This is a genomic window from Paenimyroides ceti (assembly GCF_030409925.1).
Genome location: NZ_JAUFQU010000001.1, coordinates 3,408,554 through 3,430,599, shown reverse-complemented (window position 1 = coordinate 3,430,599; position 22,046 = coordinate 3,408,554). Strand labels below are relative to the sequence as shown.

Annotated in this window: 15 protein-coding genes; 10 read left to right on the top strand and 5 right to left on the bottom strand. The window is 36.3% G+C overall.

Features of this window, described 5'->3' with window-relative positions; translation table 11 throughout:
* Positions 1–452 precede the first annotated feature (452 nt).
* Genes QW060_RS16770 through QW060_RS16750 form a run of 5 tightly spaced genes read left to right on the top strand, consistent with a single transcriptional unit; the run spans position 453 to position 12,309 of the window.
* Entirely contained in the window at positions 453–5,219 is a 4,767-nt protein-coding gene (locus tag QW060_RS16770; protein WP_290364608.1) for a beta strand repeat-containing protein, read from the top strand.
* 2 nt (positions 5,220–5,221) lie between these two features.
* Entirely contained in the window at positions 5,222–8,080 is a 2,859-nt protein-coding gene (locus QW060_RS16765) for an Ig-like domain-containing protein (RefSeq protein ID WP_290364607.1), read from the top strand.
* Between the two features lie 54 nt (positions 8,081–8,134).
* On the top strand, positions 8,135–9,394 hold the full coding sequence (locus QW060_RS16760; RefSeq protein WP_290364606.1) for a gliding motility-associated C-terminal domain-containing protein: 1,260 nt from the start codon (positions 8,135–8,137) through the stop codon (positions 9,392–9,394).
* A gap of 15 nt (positions 9,395–9,409) precedes the next feature.
* The gene (locus QW060_RS16755) at positions 9,410–10,342 is read left to right on the top strand and encodes a PorP/SprF family type IX secretion system membrane protein (protein ID WP_290364605.1); all 933 of its coding nucleotides are present in this window, start codon (positions 9,410–9,412) and stop codon (positions 10,340–10,342) included.
* Between the two features lie 11 nt (positions 10,343–10,353).
* On the top strand, positions 10,354–12,309 hold the full coding sequence (locus tag QW060_RS16750) for an OmpA family protein (protein WP_290364604.1): 1,956 nt from the start codon (positions 10,354–10,356) through the stop codon (positions 12,307–12,309).
* 52 nt (positions 12,310–12,361) lie between these two features.
* Here QW060_RS16750 and QW060_RS16745 read toward each other — a convergent pair whose 3' ends face one another.
* From QW060_RS16745 to QW060_RS16730, 4 genes are all read right to left on the bottom strand, one after another.
* Positions 12,362–13,057 carry a tyrosine-protein phosphatase gene (locus QW060_RS16745; RefSeq protein ID WP_317623181.1) on the bottom strand — a complete coding sequence of 232 codons (696 nt, stop codon included), beginning with the start codon at positions 13,055–13,057 and terminating at the stop codon, positions 12,362–12,364.
* Between the two features lie 53 nt (positions 13,058–13,110).
* On the bottom strand, positions 13,111–14,238 hold the full coding sequence (locus tag QW060_RS16740) for a lipoprotein N-acyltransferase Lnb domain-containing protein (RefSeq protein WP_290364602.1): 1,128 nt from the start codon (positions 14,236–14,238) through the stop codon (positions 13,111–13,113).
* Positions 14,238–15,308, bottom strand: a complete 1,071-nt coding sequence (locus tag QW060_RS16735; RefSeq protein ID WP_290364601.1) for a putative type IX sorting system protein PorV2 — start codon at positions 15,306–15,308, stop codon at positions 14,238–14,240. The genes QW060_RS16740 and QW060_RS16735 overlap by 1 nt, the downstream gene beginning before the upstream one ends.
* A 306-nt stretch (positions 15,309–15,614) precedes the next feature.
* Entirely contained in the window at positions 15,615–17,039 is a 1,425-nt protein-coding gene (locus QW060_RS16730) for a tetratricopeptide repeat protein (protein ID WP_290364600.1), read from the bottom strand.
* A 270-nt stretch (positions 17,040–17,309) separates the two neighbouring features.
* On the opposite strand from QW060_RS16730, the gene QW060_RS16725 reads away from it, so the two are divergent.
* Together QW060_RS16725 and QW060_RS16720 are read left to right on the top strand one after the other, a co-directional pair.
* Complete coding sequence (locus QW060_RS16725) at positions 17,310–18,272, top strand: T9SS-dependent choice-of-anchor J family protein (protein WP_290364599.1); 963 nt, start codon at positions 17,310–17,312, stop codon at positions 18,270–18,272.
* A gap of 359 nt (positions 18,273–18,631) precedes the next feature.
* Positions 18,632–19,372, top strand: a complete 741-nt coding sequence (locus QW060_RS16720; protein WP_290364793.1) for a CDP-alcohol phosphatidyltransferase family protein — start codon at positions 18,632–18,634, stop codon at positions 19,370–19,372.
* A 12-nt stretch (positions 19,373–19,384) separates the two neighbouring features.
* On the opposite strand, the gene QW060_RS16715 is transcribed toward QW060_RS16720, so the two are convergent.
* The gene (locus tag QW060_RS16715) at positions 19,385–19,975 is read right to left on the bottom strand and encodes a riboflavin synthase (protein WP_290364598.1); all 591 of its coding nucleotides are present in this window, start codon (positions 19,973–19,975) and stop codon (positions 19,385–19,387) included.
* Positions 19,976–20,034: 59 nt separating this feature from the next.
* On the opposite strand from QW060_RS16715, the gene pdxA reads away from it, so the two are divergent.
* From pdxA to rpmF, 3 genes are all read left to right on the top strand, one after another.
* Positions 20,035–21,084, top strand: a complete 1,050-nt coding sequence (gene pdxA / locus QW060_RS16710) for a 4-hydroxythreonine-4-phosphate dehydrogenase PdxA (RefSeq protein ID WP_290364597.1) — start codon at positions 20,035–20,037, stop codon at positions 21,082–21,084.
* A gap of 72 nt (positions 21,085–21,156) precedes the next feature.
* Positions 21,157–21,690 carry a YceD family protein gene (locus tag QW060_RS16705; protein WP_290364596.1) on the top strand — a complete coding sequence of 178 codons (534 nt, stop codon included), beginning with the start codon at positions 21,157–21,159 and terminating at the stop codon, positions 21,688–21,690.
* 9 nt (positions 21,691–21,699) lie between these two features.
* The gene (rpmF, locus tag QW060_RS16700) at positions 21,700–21,894 is read left to right on the top strand and encodes a 50S ribosomal protein L32 (RefSeq protein ID WP_290364595.1); all 195 of its coding nucleotides are present in this window, start codon (positions 21,700–21,702) and stop codon (positions 21,892–21,894) included.
* The last annotated feature ends 152 nt before the right edge of the window (positions 21,895–22,046 follow it).

Below are 22,046 nucleotides of genomic sequence, written 5' to 3'. Positions count from 1 at the left end.
TTATTTATATTTATCAGAAAATTATAGAAAATATTTTATTTTTTCTTTAAAAAGTAAAAAATAGTCTTCGATAATACAAGGATATTAATAAAGCAATATAGTAATAATAATTAATACATACAATGCTTTTTTAAAATTTAAATAAATAAATGTGACTTTTTCTGATCCAATTGTCTAAAAAAGTACAAATCCCAACAAGGGAACAAATTATACAACTATTACAGAACAATTTTTAACGATATGATGACATACTACTACAAAACTTAGACTGAAGACGATTTAAAAAAAACTACTTTTTTTAATTTAACTATTTTATTCAGCAATTCCGAAACAACATTCTGAACTGGCTGTCTTTCCAATCGTGTCAATTGATCTCATTCAATAGCAGAAAAAAATTAACTATAAACAACTGCATGGTATTCCATGTAAAACATAAATCAAAATAAAAAAGAATGAAAAATAAATTACTTCCTTTAGCGGTAGTACTGCTTTCTGGCGCTTCTTATGCTCAGGTAGGGATCGGTACATTAACTCCGAACAAATCATCACAATTAGAAATAGTAGCTTCTGACAAAGGTATTTTAATCCCTCGTGTGGCATTAAATAATACAACAGATACGACAACAATAACAAACGGTAACATTAACAGCTTACTGGTTTTCAATACAACTGATAGTAATAATATCAAACCAGGATATTATTATTGGTTTATAGACAAATGGTTACGTATTATCAATCAAACCGATTTGGAAACTACCAATACAACAAATGAAAGCTTAACTGTAAATCCTGATCATAACTTAGTACTTACAGATAGCGATGGTAATACTATTTTTATTCCAATTGCTGATCTAAATATTATTACAACGCTTGTAAACAACAATGATGGTACGTATACCTATACTTCTGAGGACAACACCGTTACAACCATCAACGTTCCAGCTGATGTTATCAGTAATTTTCAAAACATCGTAAATAATACAACCGTATTAAACGAACTGATTGAAGTATTGAATGAAACTAAAGTAGGCGGTAATGTATATTACGACGGAACTACTTTTACCTATGTAGATAACGCAGGGATATCACAAACCATCAACTTCCAACAGATGGTACAGGATAATGAAACTGTGACTACTTTGGTAAACAACAATGACGGAACATATACCTATACTTCTGAAGACAACACCGTTACAACCATCAATGTTCCAGCTGATGTCATCAGTAATTTTCAAAACATCGTAAACAATACAACTGTATTAAACGAACTGATTGAAGTATTGAATGAAACTAAAGTAGGTGGTAATGTATATTACGACGGAACTACTTTTACCTATGTAGATAACGCAGGGGTATCACAAACCATCAACTTCCAACAGATGGTACAGGATAATGAAACTGTGACTACTTTGGTAAACAACAATGACGGAACATATACCTATACTTCTGAAGACAATACAGTAACTACTATCAACGTTCCGGCTGATGTCATCAGTAACTTTCAAAACATCGTAAACAATACAACCGTATTAAACGAACTGATTGAAGTATTGAATGAAACTAAAGTAGGTGGTAATGTATATTACGACGGAACTACTTTTACCTATGTAGATAATGCAGGGGTATCACAAACCATCAACTTCCAACAGATGGTACAGGATAATGAAACTGTGACTACTTTGGTAAACAACAATGACGGTACGTATACCTATACTTCTGAAGACAATACAGTAACTACTATCAACGTTCCGGCTGATGTCATCAGTAATTTTCAAAACATCGTAAATAATACAACTGTATTAAACGAACTAATCGAAGTATTAAACGAAACAAAAGTAGGCGGTAATGTATATTATGACGGAACTACTTTTACCTATGTAGATAACGCAGGGATATCACAAACCATCAACTTCCAACAGATGGTACAGGATAATGAAACCGTTACAACGTTAGTTAACAACAATGACGGAACATATACCTATACTTCTGAAGACAATACAGTAACTACTATCAACGTTCCGGCTGATGTCATCAGTAATTTTCAAAACATCGTAAACAATACAACTGTATTAAACGAACTAATCGAAGTATTAAACGAAACAAAAGTAGGTGGTAATGTATATTACGACGGAACTACTTTTACCTATGTCGATAATGCTGGGGTATCACAAACCATCAACTTCCAACAGATGGTACAGGATAATGAAACTGTGACTACTTTGGTAAACAACAATGACGGAACATATACCTATACTTCTGAAGACAACACCGTTACAACTATCAACGTTCCGGCTGATGTCATCAGTAACTTTCAAAACATCGTAAACAATACAACTGTATTAAACGAACTAATCGAAGTATTGAATGAAACTAAAGTAGGTGGTAATGTATATTATGACGGAACTACTTTTACCTATGTAGATAACGCAGGAGTATCACAAACCATCAACTTCCAACAAATGGTACAGGATAATGAAACTGTGACTACTTTGGTAAACAACAATGACGGAACATATACCTATACTTCTGAAGACAACACCGTTACAACCATCAATGTTCCAGCTGATGTCATCAGTAACTTTCAAAACATTGTAAACAATACAACTGTATTAAACGAACTGATTGAAGTATTGAATGAAACTAAAGTAGGTGGTAATGTATATTATGACGGAACTACTTTTACCTATGTAGATAACGCAGGGGTATCACAAACCATCAACTTCCAACAGATGGTACAGGATAATGAAACTGTGACTACTTTGGTAAACAACAATGACGGTACGTATACCTATACTTCTGAAGACAATACAGTAACTACTATCAACGTTCCGGCTGATGTCATCAGTAATTTTCAAAACATCGTAAATAATACAACTGTATTAAACGAACTAATCGAAGTATTAAACGAAACAAAAGTAGGCGGTAATGTATATTATGACGGAACTACTTTTACCTATGTCAATAACGCAGGGATATCACAAACCATCAACTTCCAACAGATGGTACAGGATAATGAAACCGTTACAACGTTAGTTAACAACAATGACGGAACATATACCTATACTTCTGAAGACAATACAGTAACTACTATCAACGTTCCGGCTGATGTCATCAGTAACTTTCAAAACATCGTAAACAATACAACTGTATTAAACGAACTGATTGAAGTATTGAATGAAACTAAAGTAGGTGGTAATGTATATTATGACGGAACTACTTTTACCTATGTCGATAATGCTGGGGTATCACAAACCATCAACTTCCAACAGATGGTACAGGATAACGAAACTGTGACTACTTTGGTAAGAAATGCAAACGGAACTTTCACTTATCTGAATGAAGCCAATGCATCAGTAACTATTGATCCAAATATGGTAAATGTTACGTATGAAAACGGTGTTTATACCTTTAAAGATGCAACAGGTACAACAATTACTGCTATAGATGCAAACGCTTCAGGTATTGTATACAACAATACAACTTCACAGTTAACTGCAGACAATGTACAGGACGCAATTGATGAATTAGCAGGGCGTAGAGGAAATATTTCCGGAACAGGACTTACAATTACTAATGGTGATAATGCTACATTAAAAAACACTTCTATCGCCATAACTCCGGGAACTGCAGGTCAATTGATGATCACTAAAGCTGACGGAACTACCGGATGGGTAGATCAGGATCAGATTGTTCCAATAACAACAAATACTTATGTTAATAACGGAACCAATACCCTTACATCAACGGTAAACGGAGAGATCGCATCCGCATCTATCATCAATACAGTTACCAATGCTATTAACGGAACATCTCTTGTAACAACGGTAAACGGTATTGCTTCCACAACTACAGACCTAAAAACAGCTATACAGGCTGGTCAAAAAACGACCAGAGTAAATGCAGGATCCAATAAAGTAGCAGTTACAACTACCAATCCTACAACTGATGAAACATTGTATACGGTTGACGTAAATGAAGCAAACCTGACCCTCAACAATATCGGAGGAACGCTTAATACAAATAAAATTACTCCTGGAACTGCAGGTCAGATACTAAGTGTCGTGAATGGCGTACCAACATGGGTTAATGATTCTCAAATTACGCGTGTAACTTCGAACACATTGACGCTCAATGGTAATCAGCTAACAAGTGATGTAAACGGTAATACTTCAAGTGTTTCCATAACAGATCTGAATGTAAACAGTACTAAAACCCTTACAGGAACAGGCATTACAATCAACGGATCAGCGTCATTAACAGGTGCTGTATTAAAAGATGCTACACTGGCAATTGCTAATGATGCGATTACTACAGATAAAATTGCACCGGGTGCTGTACAAACATCTGATATCGCCAATAATAATGTTACTGCCAATAAACTTAACTCAACGGGTGCTACAGCAGGTCAGGTAGCTACAGCAGACGGAAACGGAAATGTTACCTACCAGACGCCATCAGTCAATGCGGATAACGTAACCAACGGAAAAGCATTATCTTCTACCGATTTAGATTTATCAGCTAATGCAGCGACATCACTGTTAAAAAATGTGACTGCTAACATTAAAGCTAATGCTGTAACAGCAGATAAACTGGCAGATAACTCTGTTACACCTGTAAAAATTGACACTGCTGTAGCTGGTAACGGTTTAGTAAAAAATGCTACGACAAATGCTTTAGAAGTACAGGCAAATAACGGTTTGACAGTTGATGCTACAGATGATGCAGTACAATTAGGCGGCGCTTTAAAGAAAGCAACTGTAATTACTACGACTTCTAACTTTACATTGGCTTTGGCCGGTCTGCAAAGAGGAACCGCAGCAGACAGAATAGTAGTAGCTGATGCAACTTCAGGTGTGTTAAAACAATTAAAAGCAGCGATGCCTAAATTTTTCTATATGCCTTCGATTGTGATCCCTACACACAGCTCACAATTTGTTGCAGATCCAAATATTCCAGGAGAAAGTTTTGGTACTTTAAATTTGTATGCACGCTATACCCGTCAGTTCAATACACCGATGGCTTCTAATCCTGGAAAAACAACTGCATTACCAATACTACCGGCAAATGAACTGGATTACTATATTACATGGTATGACACTACTGTTTTTGCCAGTGTAACAGTTTCCAATACGGGAATATTAACATACACTATACAACCGGATGCTGATGTAACAGTAGGTTCATTTATGAATATAATATTTGCTGTAAAAGAAAACTAATGATGAATATACCATTAAATTTAAAAGAAAAGAGCGCTGCTTTGTCCGGTCTAATCTTAAGATTTTGCCTGACAGGAGTATTCTTGCTGTCTTTCCTTTCCGCAAATGCCCAGTTTACCATTACAAATGATTTCCGAAGTTCACAACCAACCGGAATCATAACTGGTGGTGGTGGTGGTACACAGGGAGTAGCTTCTTTTACCTCAGGGATTGTGGACCCTGTCGGAGCAGGATGGCTGCGACTTACTGCATCACAAACCAATCAGAGAGGATATGCTTATATTGATAAATCATTCCCTTCTACGTTAGGGGTTTTAGTTGATTTTGAATATAAGATGTGGCGCAATGACAGTAATAGTACAAGTGAATATTATGGAGGAGACGGTATCGGAGTTTTTCTATTTGATGCTACTTCAACCTTTCAATTGGGAGGATATGGTGGTTCATTAGGATATGCACCGAATACAGCAGGTGGTGTAAATCAGGGGTTAGCCGGAGGATACATCGGAATCGGACTGGATGCTTATGGAAACTACGGAAATAATAATGAAGGAAGAAATGGTCGTATTACAAGAGATGCCAACAATGATGACGTAGTCCCTAATACGGTTGTGTTAAGAGGACCTACTACAACAAACAGTACATCATCCACGGTAAATGGTGTGTTACCTACAAACCGGTTTTTATTCGGTACTAAATTAGGAGACAGAAGCGGAACTGCAGGAGCTATCAGACAACGCAATGAAGTTGATTACAACACAGCTCCGTATAACATCAGACCTACAGATAGTCAATTCTATAGAAGAGTACAAATAGAAATTAAACCTTTAGGGGGAAGTCTATACAACATTGTAGTAAGATGGCGCAAAAGTGGTTCAGGAGCTTTTACGGAATTAATCAATTATAATACACAGGATGTTCCTCCATCCTTGCTAAAATTAGGTTTTGCCGCTTCTACTGGTGGTGCGTATAATTATCATGAAATCAGAAACCTTTTAGTAACGACTCCGGGGAATCTCCGGGTAACCAAAAGAGCTGATAAAGAAACGTTGAGAAGTGTTGCTTCAACCAATAGTGCTAATGTTATCACTTATACAATTGAAGTAACAAATGATACTGATGCTGCCCTGCAGAATATTATCTTCTCAGATAAATTAACAGATACAAATGGCAATCTGGTTCCTAAAACAATGTTTAATATCACGAATATAACCAATTCAGGATTTTTAGCAGGCTCTTCATTGACTCAAAGTGCTACAACAAATGAGATCAACGGATCCTTGAATCTTGCAGCTAATAGTGTTGGTATTATTACGGTGACTGGTACATTGAGCAGTATTCCTACAGGAAATACACTTAAAAACACTGTAAATGTAATGCCTACAGATATTACAGACAATGATTTAGGAAACAATACAGCTGTTGTAACCACACCTGTTATTGCAGAAGATGTGGATCTTACGCTGTTAAAACAAACTATCGGACAGGAATGTATCAACTATACGACTGGCAATACTTATGAGCTTCGTGTCACAAACCTCGGTATATTAGAAGCTACCTATTCAAGACTTGGCAACAATACCAATCGTATTGTAGTAACAAAAGATATCCCTACCGGATATACATACAATGACAGTCAGACGAATTATACGACAAGTACAGCTACAGGCGGTACTGAGAGATGGTATCGTACTACACAGAGTATCACCGGCGGTACACGTTACACTTACGTAGCCAGAGGAGCAGCTAACGGAGCTCAGACCCTTAACGGATCCGGTATTATTATGGAGCCTAATTTTCCTATACGATATACCATAACACCTCCTGCCGGCACACAGTCGTATGATGATGTAGCAAAAGTTGAATATCGCGGTTCTAATGGTGCAGATTCATTTAACGGGACTGATATTGAGTTACCAGTCAACAGATTAAACAATACAATTACACAGACGGTGGTTTCAACACCTTCACAGCCTACAATTCCTAACAGTACAATATATTACTGTATGAGAGAAACCGCTACAGCACTTGTTGCTACTCCAAGTACAGGAAATACTCTGATCTGGTATTTAAATCAGGGAGGTACACCGGCTACAGTAGCTCCGACTCCATTGACCACATTAGCAGGAACAACCAGATATTATGTGAGCCAGACAAATGGAAGTTGTGAGGGACCAACCGCTACAATTGATGTTGTGGTATTACCGGCTCCATCAGCAGGTAGTCTTGGCAACAGTCAGATACTATGTTTAAACGGTACGCCTTCGGCTTTTTCCAGTACCCAAAACGGAACTGCAACAGGTTGGCCTACAGGCACAACAATCAGTTACCGTTGGGAAATTTCTAATGACGGATCAACAAACTGGACTGCTATTCAAGGTGTTACAACAGCAACCTATACACCTGCTATGCTGACAGCTTATGGCATCCGATATTACAGACGTATCACTTTGGCAACAATAAATGGGCATACTTGTCCGTCAGGAGTTTCCAATACTGTAACACTAAGAATGATCACTCCTACTCCGGGATCTATCTCAGGAGAACAAAAAGTATGTTCAGGACAAACCCCTGCACAAATAACATCTGAGAGTGTTGCGATGAGTATTTCAGATGCTGTAATTACCTATCGTTGGGAAGAATCTTTCAACAATGCAGCCTGGACAATAGTACCTAATGCAACGGCTATAACCTATACACCGGGTGTTAAAAACAAAATCGGTATATGGAAATACCGTCGTATTGCAATAGCTACAGTATCAGGAAACAGTTGTGAAACAGCTTCAAACGAAGTAATCATTACTGTTAAAAATTGTAAGACAATTTCAAATCCTATGTTACCTAATAAGGCAAAGAAATAATATACAATTTAAGAGTTACTAAGAACAATATTTAGGTAACAAAAAACAAAAAAGATGAAAACAAAAATATATTACGGAGCCCTGCTTTTACAAAGTGTTTTGTATGCACAAACACCGGCAGATTTTGTAAATGAGGGCAACCTTTCCGTAGCACCTTCTACTTTGGTATCCAGTTACTTTGACTTTTCCAACAAAGGCACTGGGAATGTAATCAACGATGGAGAGTTTTATTTCTATGGAGATTATAACAACGAAGGGCTGTTTAGTTTTACCACCAATCAGCGTACGGGTTATGTCGTTTTTGAAGGCAGCAACAAAACCATCCAAAGCATCAGCGGAGATTCTCCGAGTATGTTTTACGATGTGTTGTTCAATAAAGCGGGAACAACTTATTCCTTTGATCTTACCAATGACATCTCTTCTCAGGGTAAGGTTAACCTTCTTAACGGAGTAGTATTGATGAACAAAGAACAGGGAGGTGTTTTTATTTTCCTGAAGGGAGCTACTCATATCAATACTTCTGATAAAAGCCATGTTGACGGAGAAGTAACTAAAAAAGGAAATGAAAAATTCCGTTATCCAATCGGAAACGGAGGATATTATCGTTATGCTCAGATATCGGCTCCGGCAGCTGAAGCCGATCACTATACAGGAGAATATTTTCTAAAAAACTCTAATCCTTTATATCCACATACCAATAAGACAGGAGTTATTGAACTTATTGATGCTCAGGAATACTGGGCGGTAGAGCAAAAAGAAAATACTCAGGGATCAGTATTGCTTACCCTCTCATGGGATGAGCGTACCACCCCTGCAGCATTACTTGCCAATGAAGCCAAAGATCTGCGCATTGTGCGTTGGGATGCTTCTCAAAAACTATGGGTAGATGAAGGTGGTGTCGTAAATACCTCTGACAAAACAGTAACCACTCCTGTAGTAGTAGATGGTTTTGGCGTATTTACACTGGCAAAAATAAAAACGGACTTAGTATTGCCGGATGATATCGTTATCTATAACGGTGTAACGCCAAACGGGGATGGTTCTAATGATTATTTCATTATCGACAACATCCAGCGTTATCCGAACAACAGTGTTCGTATATATAACCGCTGGGGTCGTGAGATCTTTAAGACCACTAACTACGATTCCAACGGAAACGTGTTCAGAGGGTATTCAGAAAACAGTGCCAACTTCAAAGACGGAGAAAAACTGCCAACAGGAACGTATTACTACATTTTGGAATACGAATATACCAAAGACAATACTTCTCGTATGATCAAGAAAAGCGGCTTCCTTCATTTAGAAAACGACTAACCTGACAAGAACATCATGAAAAAAGTAACAATCAACCTACATCTTTCGCTCTTGTTAGGCTTGCTTTCCCTGAGCGGATTCGCGCAACAAGACCCACAGTTTACCCATTATATGTACAATACCACCAACATCAACCCTGCCTATGCCGGCAGCCGTGGTTCTTTGAGTATGTTTGGTCTGCACCGCAGCCAATGGGTAGGCCTTGACGGAGCTCCTACCACGAATGCTTTTTCTGTAAACACCCCTTTACAGAACTCTAAACTGGGACTTGGAGTCTCTTTTATCAACGATAAAATCGGAGTGATGAGTGAAAACACTCTTGCAGTAGATTTGTCTTACACCCTTGATCTGGCCGGTCGCAACAACAACAAATTGTCTTTCGGTATCAAAGGATCAGCCAATCTGCTGGATGTAAGCTACAGCAAGCTGAACCTTCACAATCCTACCGATCCGCAGTTTTCAGAAGACATCGCCAATGAGTTTACTCCCAACATCGGAGCGGGTATCTATTACCACAACGACAAAAGTTATCTGGGATTCTCGGTACCGAACTTTTTGGAAACCAAACGCTATAATGACAATGTGCAATCTACCATGCGTACCAAAATGCACTATTATCTGATGGGAGGTTATGTATTTGACCTTAATCCGGGCTTGAAATTCAAACCAGCCTTTCTGGTAAAAGCAGTTGAAGGAGCTCCGCTGCAGGTAGACCTTACTGCGAATTTCCTGATTCAGGACAAGCTGACCCTTGGAGCCGCCTACCGTTGGGATGCTGCCTTTAGTGGCCTCATAGGTTTTCAGGTTACCGATGGTCTTATGGTGGGGTATTCCTATGATGGAGAAACCACCAAACTGGCCAATTACAATTCAGGTTCCCATGAGATTTTTCTGCGTTTTGAACTGTTTAACAAATACAAACGAATCGTATCACCTCGATTCTTCTAAAGCGATCTTCTATGAAAAATATCTATAAAACGTTATCGCTTTGTCTCTTTGGTCTTCTGAGTCCGGTTGTTCTGGCTCAGCCCGGAGTAAAGAGAGCAGCGAAGGACTTTGATCAGTATGCGTATATTGATGCGATCAAAATCTATGAAAAAGTAGTCAAACGCGGTCACAGCAGTGCTCAAATCTATAGTGAACTGGGAGATGCGAACTATTTCAATGGTAACTATAACGAAGCAGCCCGCTGGTATGGCGAACTGTTTGCTCACTATCCGGATCAGGTTACTCAGAGCGCTTACTATTACCGTTATGCACAGAGTTTAAAGAGTACGGGAGCGGATGCATCAGCAGAGCAGTATCTGGAGCAGTTTGTGCAAAAGGCGGGAAGTGAATCAGCGTCTGCCGCTTTGATTCAAAAAGAGCGGGACTACAAAAAGGGCATTGAGAAAAACTCCGGCCGCTATACCATTGAAAACCTTTCCATCAACAGTCCTTATTCCGATTATGGAAGCAGTATTCACAATGGAAAGCTGCTATTTACCACGGCCAGAGATACGGGAAGTTTGTCTAAAAAAGTACACAGCTGGACGGATAAGGCATTTACAAGTATTTACAAAGCAGAGGTTGATACTGACGGATCTGTGACGGATGCCACTCGTTTTGACAAAGGCATCTGCAGCAAGTTCAATGAAGCGACACCTGTGGTTACCAAAGACGGGAAAACGATGTATTTTACCCGTAACAACTACAATGGTAAACGCGGATATGATGAGCATAAAACCACCTTACTGAAAATCTATAAAGCCACGTTTAGAGATGGTAAATGGGGTGATGTAGAAGAACTGCCTTTTAACAGTGATGCGTTCAACACGGCACATCCGGTGCTTAACGATAAAGAAGACATGATGTATTTTGCATCTGATCGTCCCGGAGGATTCGGAGCGTCTGATATCTGGCGTATTGCGCTGCACCCGAACGGTACTTTTGGCGGTCCTGAAAACTTAGGTCCTCATATCAATACCGAAGGCAGAGAGAATTTTCCTTTTGTAACAGCGAACGATGAACTGTACTTCAGCAGTGACGGTCGTCCCGGACTTGGAGGACTGGATGTGTTTGGAGTAAAAATCAAAGACGGCGGAGCATTTGGAGAAGTGATGAATGTAGGAACCCCGGTCAACAGTGCGTACGATGATTTTGCTTATATGATAGAGCAGAAGAGTCAGAGAGGCTTTTTCAGCAGCAACCGTCCCGGAGGTAAGGGCAGTGATGATATCTATGGCTTTACACAGACACGGGCACTGGAATTGGACTGTACACAGAAACTAACAGTACGGGTGATGGATGCAGCTACACAAGAAGTGATCACAACGGCTCTTGTGGACTTATACAGCAGTACATATAAGGAATATGGCAGCGGTAAAGCATCTCAAAACGGAGTGTACACCTTCACGTATGAATTTGAATGCGGCATGCCGTATCGTATAAAAGCGGCAGCTAAAGGGTATGTCACCAAAGAAGATTTGGTGGTATTACCACAAACTTCATCTGAGACGGTACATAACATTGCCTTGTCAAAAGAGAAAGTAAGAGTAGAAAAAGGGGATGATTTATTTAAAATTTTCAAATTAAACCCGATCTATTTTGATCTGGATAAACACGATATCCGTCCGGATGCAGCCACAGAACTTGCCAAGATTGTGGAAGTAATGAAAGAATATCCTCAGATGAAGATTGATGTGCGTTCGCATACTGACAGCAGAGGTTCTGACAGTTACAACATGAAACTCTCACAACGCAGAGCACAGTCTACAGCAAACTGGATGGTAGCTCAGGGAATCGACAGAAACCGTATTACCTACAAAGGATATGGAGAAACGCAGCTGATCAACTCCTGTGTAAACGGTGCCAAATGTACGGATGCCGAACATGAAGAAAACAGAAGGAGTGAGTTTATCGTAGTAGAAATGTAATATTACATATCTGTATAAAAAAAGCCTGACACCAATGATGTCAGGCTTTTTCTTATTTAAAAACCGAATTATTTTCGAGTAGTTCAGGGATCTGATTGTGATTTTTTATAGCTACTTTCATTCCGAAGGCTTTGATATGCTTCGCATGGTGAGCATCTGTTGCAGCAAAATCATACATTCTTTCTTTTAATAGTTTATCAGCTGTCTGAGCAACAGAATCTCCATAATAACCAGTCGAAGACAAAAGGTTTAACTGAAAAAGACACCCTACCTCTTTCAATCTTTTATATACATTAAAATCATTATGATAAAAGTTATAACGTTCAGGATGTGCCAGAACAATACGATATCCTTTATTGGCTAACTGAAACAGAATATCAAAAAGTTCCATCGGAGGGTTTATATAAGACATCTCTACAAGTACATAATCTTCTTTCAATGTCAGCAATCGCTCCTCGTTTAATCGTTGCAAAAAACTTTCATCCATCAAATACTCTGAAGCCGTATGAAGACCTACATCGGCAGACAATTCAGGTAATTCTGTTTTGATTTTTTCATACTGAGAAAGTATGGCTTCTTTTGTATTATCCCATACCATAGGAGTAGTATGAGGTGTGGTAATTAGTTTTGAAAATCCGATCTCTTTTAATGAGTCAATAAGGAAAACGGTGTCTTCTTTGGTTTTTGCCCCATCATCCAGTCCATACAAAATATGAGAATGAAAATCAACTGATTCTTGAGGAATCAATTCTTTTAAGAGAGGTTTTTTACTAAAAAATGAAATCATGGCAACTTTAGATACTATTTAAATTTTCTTTTCAGATTTCTTTGCTCCAAAAACAGTACCACAATGTTTAAAAAAATCAATGGCATGAAAACTTTTAATTTTTCAAGACCAACGAACGATAAATAAAGTACAAATAAACCTACTATACTATAATATAAGATACGCTTTATTTTTGATTCTTTTTTCACGAATATATACACTAAAAACAGCGGATTACACATGAGTACTACGTTATTGAGAGCCAACTCCTGATGAAAAGAATAAAAACCAGCCCCAATAAAAAAGACACCTAAAAATCCCATTACAAAAAAGTATGAATTTCGGAAAGACTGAAAGACAGATAAAACCATAATTATGAAACATATAGCTGAAAAAGTATAAATACTGTTCCAGGTTATACCTTTTTTCATAGGTGAAGCCTTAAAAACAGTAAGTGTTTCATCTGTCAATTTTTCATGTCCATTTTTAGAAATCTCAATAGAATGCATCAATTTATCCGGGAGAAATAGTTGATTGTTAATACGATCTACCTTAGCACCAAAAATAAGATTGATCCCTAATTTTTCAAAATAATGGGTTTCCAGATAATCATTTAAAATAGCTCTGTAAAACCTCTCGTTTTCTGGAAAATCTGTTTTTAAAGGTACAGGAAGTACTTCATTTAATAGATCAACTACTTTGGTTGTACAATTGTTATCAATGAATTTATATTGATAATAACGTTCTTGCGAACTCATATGTCGCCTTACCTCATCCCATATTTTTTGTTTTTGCGCAACAGATAAATTTAATGGCTGTTCATATACCGATCTGTTATCTTCTCTGTAACTCTCAACAAAGTCAGTATACCGGTTTGCGTCAAGATAATAGATCAAATCTCCTTTTACGAATTTGCCGTAAAAATTAGGCGTTCTGAAATCAAACATCCCATAATTGAAAACAACATCTATCTGCTCCTGTTCATCAACAACCCGCAAGGCTGTATGTCCAAACAAAGCATATAATTCATCAGAAGTTCCACAGGTAAGAACACTCATACGGGCATTTTCAGAAAGTCTCTGCGGTTGTGAATATCCTAAAAAAGAAAAACAACAAATTATCATTACAATTTGTTGCTTCATATAGTTAAAAATCAGTTTCATTATTTGCTAAAAATACTTAAATCCATTTTTAAAGAAAAGATATTGGAATACAAAGCTGCACTTTGATCACCTATATCCGTCAGTGCATAATCAATCTGTATGCCTTTATATTTAAATCCTAAACCAATATTGGGCTGAAAAGTAACTTTTTCTTTTCCGTCAATTTGTAATTCGTTTTGAAAATTACCCATTCCGGCTCTTAAAAATACCATCTCAGTATAGCCGACCTCAAATCCTAAAGATGGCTGAATACTGAAACCTCCTGAAGAAATCAATGCATTCGTTTCATAAAACTCTGTGTGAAGCACAGCAGCTGCCGTCAATCTCATCTTTTCTGACAAAGCAAAATCTTTAGAAGCTCCAATCTGGAATTTTGGCAGAGTAATCTCAGTAGTTTCCGGTAATGTCTGATTCTGACCTTCTACAGCATCTTTAATTTTGTCATATTCTTTCTGATTGATACTCCATGTATTGTAGGTTGTTGTAATATCTCTTACCATAACACCAAATTTCCAGTTACTTGGCGAGTGATACTGCACTCCTAAATCAAACCCAAATCCCCAGGATTTCGCAAAATCGCCGATGATACGGCGGACAACTTTTGCATTTGCGCCTATAGACAGCCCTTCAACTGAAAGCTTTCGTGCATAAGAAGCAGTAAAGGCATAATCAGCAGTTGAAAAAAGCTTGATTCTGTTATAATCGATATTACCATTCTGATCAATAAGTTCGGTAGTATTCATAATATCATCTACACCAAAACGGATTACAGATAAAGCAACTGCACTCTGTTCATCTACCGGCATAGCAAAGGCAGCATAATCATACTGAGCTATATTGGCAAAATAACTCGCATGCATAAGCCCGACCTGTTTATCCTTTAACTGCGTCAAACCTGCCGGATTCCAATAAGCTGAATTCACGTCGCCTGTCTGAGCAATCACGCTATTTGCCATACCCAGAGAAGCTGCATCAACCCCGATATTCAAAAACTCATTTGAATACTTACGTGTCTGTGCAAATCCCACGCAACTGATTAAAAATAAGAAATAGGATAAATGTTTTTTCACTTCGATAAAGTTTTTACAAAGATGATAAAAATTCTCAAATACTAAACTCAAAATATATCTAACTTATTGTGCCTTTTTATTATTAACACACAAAAATAAGATAGAATCTGTACTTGTAAACAACGATTTATAATATAATCTGACTCATTTTATATATGTTGAATAAGCTATTCATTTTGTATACATTATATCACAATCCACTTTTTGTTTTTTCAAAGGTCATTTAAAATTCCCTTTGCTTCTATTAGTTTTAGTTATAAAGAGTTTATATATTTTTCATGACTATTTCTATTTTATGGAGAAAGATTATACGATGCTGATTAGGAAATTAATTATATTTTCATGCTCCTGAAGGTTTAATTTTTTTCTAAGTCGGTGTCTTGCTATATTGATGCTGTTTTGGCTTTGCCCCGTAATAGCTGTAATATCTTTAGTAGAAAGATTTAGACGGAGAAAAGCTGCCAGTCTCAGATCGGTTCTTGACAAGTCAGGATACGACTCCAATAATATTCTGTAAAAATCCGCATGGGTCTCTTTAAACACTTTTTCAAACTCTTCTATATTTAAACCTTTTTCATTACTGTTGATTTCACTTAAAATAGAACTAATTTGCCTGTTTACTTCAGGTTTTCGCTTTAAATCTGTCAACTTCCTTTTTGTTACATCCAATATTTCATTCTTATGAAGTACTTCAAGACTTTTTTGAGTAATTTCTTTATTACGTTCCTCAAGTTTTTTAAGAAGTAATCTGTTTTCTAAACCTGTTTTTATCAATTTCACTTTCTGTAGTTTATAAACAAGAAACAGAATAACGCAACCAGTGACAAGAATCAGAAAAGAAGTAAAATAAATCCAGTTTTTTCTCCTTTGTTGTAAGGTATATAGCTGCTCTTTTAATTTTTGCTCATACTTAAACTCTATTTTTCCGATTTGTCCATCAATCATCTTATCAAGCTCATCTCTATATCCTCTGTTTACTTCATGTAAATAGAAATTAGCAAGTTGATGCTTTTTTTGACCCTCATATAAACTAATTAATATTTCTGAACTTGCTTTTTGAATCGTTTTATATTCAGACTCTTTACTTAATAAAAAGGCTTCTCTGAGATAATACTCTGTAGAATCTTCATTTTTAAGAGGTAAATTATAATGTAAATACCCTAAATTATAAAGTATCTTAGCCCTTTCATTTACTTCTTTGGATTGGAAAGCAACTTGTTTTGCCTTATAAGAATAATTTAATGCTTCCTTAAATAGCTGTAGTTTAAAACTGACTATGCCTAAATTTTGATATGCCATAAATATCCCCATGTTATCTCCTAATTTTATACTTTGGGACAATGCACTCTCATATATTTCTTTTGCTCTCTTATAATTTCCTTCTTTTTCTTCTAATATGGCGAGGTTATTATACAAAACATACTTCTTTGAAAGGCCTTCTTTTTCGTATCCTTGTAATGCTTCAGACCAGTATTCTTTTGCAACATTATTTTTGCCAATGTTGTAATACAGATTTCCAATATTCTTAAGAGTTATATATTGGTCTTTTGAATTTGTACTCTTTTGCAGGAGCAATTCAGAATGGTAGTAATTTAACGCATAAACATGTGCATCCTGAGAAGCATACAACGTAGCAGCCGTATCGTAAAGCTTTATCAGCAAGCTGTCTGGAAGTTTTTTTTCATAAGCCAAGATTTCATTAAGTAAGTTTAAAGCGCTTTTTTCATCCACATCCTGCAAACGTCTTATTTCCTTTAATACAGCAGTTATGTTATTATCGTCAATTGTATGTTAAGCAAACAGTTTAGAAGGGGAAGCAAAAAACAAAAAACACAGAAACAACGACAATAAAATACTGTACAACAAACCTTTAAATGTCATTAGAAATATTTTGAAATACCAAAATGCATCTTCGAAATATTTTGTAAGAGTAGTATTTTCTTTTTCCATAGTGGTACTATATTAAATTTGATATTAATAAAATCTTAAAAAAAAATTATCATGAGAAACAACCTTTTACTTACAATTTCTTTTTTATCCTCATCCTTTATTTGGGGACAAACTACAACTACTCTTTTCCACGATAGTTTTGAAAGTTATCAAGACTGGACTTATTCTGAGATTGGAAATTGGACACTCATTGACTCAGATGAAGAAGAACAAATGGGTATTTTGGGTGTCAGCTTTCCAGACAATTTGATGCATCCTTTTGCGGCAAAAATCATTAACAGCACAACAGCCGTCTCAAATGTAGCAGACATTAATATTCCCGGAATAAGAAATTATGAGGCCAGAACCGGGAATAAAGCACTTGGTATGTTTGCTGCCCTGCTTCCTTCTAACAATGATTGGATTATCTCTCCTAAAATTAATCTGGGACAAAGTGGAAACAAACTGAGTTTTTATGTGAAATCTGCCTATATGGACAACAATAAATATGAAAAATTCAGAGTCCTTATCTCAACAACAGACACTAATCCTGAAAGTTTCACAGCTTTTCCACAGGTTTATAACGATAATTATTTCAGCAACTCTGAATGGACTGAGTTCGTTATTGATCTCGATAACTACAGCAATATGGAAGTTTATCTGGCAATCAATTATATATCTGAAATTTATAATATTGATGAAATAGTTTTCCCTGAGCATCTTCAGAAAAGAGCTAATGCCCTCCTTTTAGATGATTTTACGGTAACTACCCAATCTTCCTTAGGAATTATTGACCATCAGAAAAACAAAAGAATCAATCTATATCCAAACCCATTTAAGAATGAACTACACATTCAGTCTGATGAATACATTCAAAAAATCAAAGTGTTTGACATGACTGGTAAACTCGTATTTGAAGAAGACACAAATTTCACAAAAGAGGCAATCAATCTATCCTTTTTAAAACCAGGAATTTATATTACTGAAATACAATATAACCAAGAAACTGAGCGTATCAAGATAATAAAAAAATAATTATAAGAAAAATAATTACATTAATCAAAGCTAAAAGATGATTCCATCATCAGAAAGTTGGTTTTTGAAAAATACCAGATAAGACATAAGGCTTGGAGATAGAATCCTGGCCTTTATTCAAAACCATAAAATGAAATTACTATTATCAGTTACTGTAGGCTTCCTCTACCCAATATGATCATGTCACCCGAAGAAGATATAGGTATATTCATATAGAAAATCCATTCTATTGTTTACCCCACAAAAATTATAATCCAAACCGATAAAACAAATCTAATAAAGAGATTCTCATCAATATATATTTAACTTATTTTGTACATTTGTTATTTAATCTCTAAAACACGATTCAACTTATGTCTATTAAGAAACATATTCCCAATGCCATTACTTTATTAAACCTTTCTGCCGGTTTGATTGCCCTGACTTTTGCATTTGACGACAATTTAGATATGGCTTTTTTCTGGGTTTGTATGGGAATTTTCTTTGATTTCTGGGATGGCTTTGCAGCCAGAACCCTAAAAGTGAAAAGTGAAATCGGATTACAGTTAGATTCGTTGGCAGACATGGTAACAAGTGGTGTTGTACCGGGACTTATCATGTATCGTATGCTGGCAAATATTCAGGAAAATCAGGAAATTTATAACCTGACACCGGAAACGTTTTATATGGGATTAGTGCCCTTTTTAGGATTTGTAATCACATTGGGAGCCTGCTACAGACTGGCAAAATTCAATGTAGATACCAGACAAACAGACTCTTTTATTGGTCTGCCTACTCCGGCAAATGCACTTTTCATACTGAGCATTCCTATGATTACCAAAACAACAGATTTTGAGTTTATTGAAACATTTTACAGCAATCCGTACACTTTGGTTGTGATCAGTTTTTTCAGTGCCTTTATAATGAATGCCAATATTCCGTTATTTTCATTGAAATCTAAAAATAAAGCGTTGAAAGACAATAAAGTTTCTCTATTATTTTTAGGAATAGCCGCTGTTTTATTACTGCTGTTTAAGTATGAAGCAATTCCGCTTATCATTATATTCTATATACTCTTATCCGTTATCATTAACTATACAAGTAAAAAAGCTGTTTCATAGAAACAGCTTTTTTTATTGTCCGAGTCCCATAATACGTTTTACATATTTGCCTACAACATCAAATTCGAGATTTACAGTCGTACCTACTTTATATTTTTTGAATAGCGTATTCTCTAAGGTATAAGGTATAATGGCTACACTGAACGTATTTTTTCCTGAATCAACGACAGTTAAACTGGTACCGTCAATAGTAATGGATCCTTTTTCGATGGTAATATTCTGAAGATCTGCATCATACTCAAAAGTAAAATAAGTGCTTCCTTCTGCATCCTTAATATCTTTGCAAACCGCAGTCTGATCTACATGTCCCTGTACAATATGTCCATCTAACCGATCACCCAGCTTTAGTCCTCTTTCCAAATTAACCAAATCACCAACAGACCATTCACCAATACTGGTTTTGAGCAAGGTCTCTTTAATAGCAGTAACTTTAAAAACAGATGCGTCAATAGCCACAACTGTTAAACAAACCCCGTTATGAGACACGCTCTGGTCTATTTTAAGCTCCTGAGTAAAAGTACTTTTAATATACAAATGAACATTTTCTGCCTCCTTTTCAATATTGACGATCTCGCCAAGTGTTTCCACTATCCCTGTAAACATAACTAGATTTATTTTACTAACTTTGTATCAAAATTAGCAATAATTACCCTTAAATAAAAATGTATAAAAAAGGAGAAAATATAATATTAGGAATTTCAATCGGTGACATGAACGGTATCGGATCAGAAGTTATTCTAAAAACTTTTGAAGATACAAGAATGTTAGAATTCTGTACTCCGGTTATTTTTGCCAACGCGAAATTACTGACTTTTATAAGAAAGATAACTGAGAATCCTTCCATCTCATTACACGGTATCGATGACCTGAGCCAGATTGTACCTGGAAAAATAAATGTATTAAATGTATGGAAAGAAGGGGTCAACATTGAACTGGGTAAAGAAGATGAAAATGTAGGAAAATATGCTGTAAAATCTTTTGTAGCCGCTACAGAAGCATTAAAAAACGGCTCTATTGATATATTAGTTACAGCACCCATAAACAAACATAACATTCAATCTGAAGATTTTTCATTTCCGGGGCATACAGATTATCTGAATCAGGAACTTGAAGGCCAGGCATTGATGCTCATGGTACACGATACCCTTCGGATAGGACTCCTGACCGATCATATCGCTATTGATCAGGTTAGTAAAGCACTGACACCAGAACTGATTACACAAAAAATCCAAACAGTTAACCAAACATTAATACAAGACTTCAATGTGATACGCCCGAGAATTGCTATCTTAGGGTTAAATCCGCACAGCGGAGACAATGGAGTGATCGGAACAGAAGAACAGGATGTTATAATTCCGACAATAAAATCCTTGTTAAATGACGGCTATATTGTTTCGGGTCCTTTTCCAGCCGATGGTTTTTTCGGATCAGAACAATACAAAAATTATGATGCAGTAATTGCTTGTTATCACGATCAGGGGCTCATTCCTTTTAAAACACTGGCATTTGGAAATGGAGTAAACTACACAGCCGGACTCAATAAAATAAGAACGTCTCCGGATCACGGAACCGCTTACAACATTGCCGGAAAAGGAATAGCAGACCATACCTCTTTTAAAGAAGCAGTTTACTTATCTCTGGATATTTATAAAAATAGAAACGAGTATTTGCAAAGCATAGAAAACCCGTTAAAAGTGAGACAAATAAATTAATAACAAAAAAATGTTGATAACTTATTTGTTATTGTAATATTTTTTTATCTTTGCACGCTCAAATAGATTGTTATGATTAGTGAAAAAGATTTTTTAATCCAGTTCTCTGGATTAAAGGTGGGAAAACATCAATTTGAATACCAGATTGATAAAGATTTTTTCAATTTGTTTGAATATGATGAATACAACGGCGCAGACATTGTAGTAAAAGTGCTTTTAAACAAAAAAAGCACCATGTTAGAGCTAAGTTTTCAGCATAAAGGAACAGTAAACGTTCCGTGTGACATTACCAATGAAGATTTCGATCTTCCTATAAAAGGAAATCTGTCTTTATTAGTAAAATTCGGAGAAGAATTCAATGATGAAAATGATGCGTTCTTAATCCTTCCGCACGGAGAATTTCAAATGAGTGTAGCACAATACATTTATGAAATGATTGTACTATCGGTTCCGCAAAAAAGGATTCATCCGGGTGTAAAAGACGGTACGTTAGAGTCACCAACTCTGGATTACCTATCGCATCAGGCGGATGAAGAACCAAAAGAAGAGAATAAAGAAACAGACCCCAGATGGGATAAATTAAAACAACTATTAACGGATAAATAAGACTGTAAGATGGCACATCCTAAAAGAAAAACCTCGAAAACAAGAAGAGATAAAAGAAGAACTCACTACAAAGCAGTAGCACCAACTATCGCTACCTGCCCTGTAACAGGTGAAGCTCACTTATTACACAGAGCTTACTGGCATGAAGGAAAATTATACTACAGAGGTCAAGTTGTAGTTGATAAAACACCGGCTGAAGCATAGTAATCAGGTTTTAAAAAATAAAAGAAACTCTCGCATCAGTGAGGGTTTTTTTTTATCAAAAAACAGCATTTTGAGTTCAAAAAAATCATTTTCAGACTAAAAAAGAGCTTAATCCGTTTTTTTTTTGTAATTTTCACGACTTTTTGAACTTT

What these genes read in the sequence shown, in the direction of transcription:
- QW060_RS16770 (WP_290364608.1), top strand. Translation starts at nt 453, where the DNA reads ATGAAAAATAAATTACTTCCTTTAGCGGTAGTACTGCTTTCTGGCGCT.
- QW060_RS16765 (WP_290364607.1), top strand. Translation starts at nt 5,222, where the DNA reads ATGAATATACCATTAAATTTAAAAGAAAAGAGCGCTGCTTTGTCCGGT.
- QW060_RS16760 (WP_290364606.1), top strand. Translation starts at nt 8,135, where the DNA reads ATGAAAACAAAAATATATTACGGAGCCCTGCTTTTACAAAGTGTTTTG.
- QW060_RS16755 (WP_290364605.1), top strand. Translation starts at nt 9,410, where the DNA reads ATGAAAAAAGTAACAATCAACCTACATCTTTCGCTCTTGTTAGGCTTG.
- QW060_RS16750 (WP_290364604.1), top strand. Translation starts at nt 10,354, where the DNA reads ATGAAAAATATCTATAAAACGTTATCGCTTTGTCTCTTTGGTCTTCTG.
- QW060_RS16740 (WP_290364602.1), bottom strand. Translation starts at nt 14,238, where the DNA reads ATGAAACTGATTTTTAACTATATGAAGCAACAAATTGTAATGATAATT.
- QW060_RS16725 (WP_290364599.1), top strand. Translation starts at nt 17,310, where the DNA reads ATGAGAAACAACCTTTTACTTACAATTTCTTTTTTATCCTCATCCTTT.
- QW060_RS16715 (WP_290364598.1), bottom strand. Translation starts at nt 19,975, where the DNA reads ATGTTTACAGGGATAGTGGAAACACTTGGCGAGATCGTCAATATTGAA.
- pdxA (WP_290364597.1), top strand. Translation starts at nt 20,035, where the DNA reads ATGTATAAAAAAGGAGAAAATATAATATTAGGAATTTCAATCGGTGAC.
- QW060_RS16705 (WP_290364596.1), top strand. Translation starts at nt 21,157, where the DNA reads ATGATTAGTGAAAAAGATTTTTTAATCCAGTTCTCTGGATTAAAGGTG.
- rpmF (WP_290364595.1), top strand. Translation starts at nt 21,700, where the DNA reads ATGGCACATCCTAAAAGAAAAACCTCGAAAACAAGAAGAGATAAAAGA.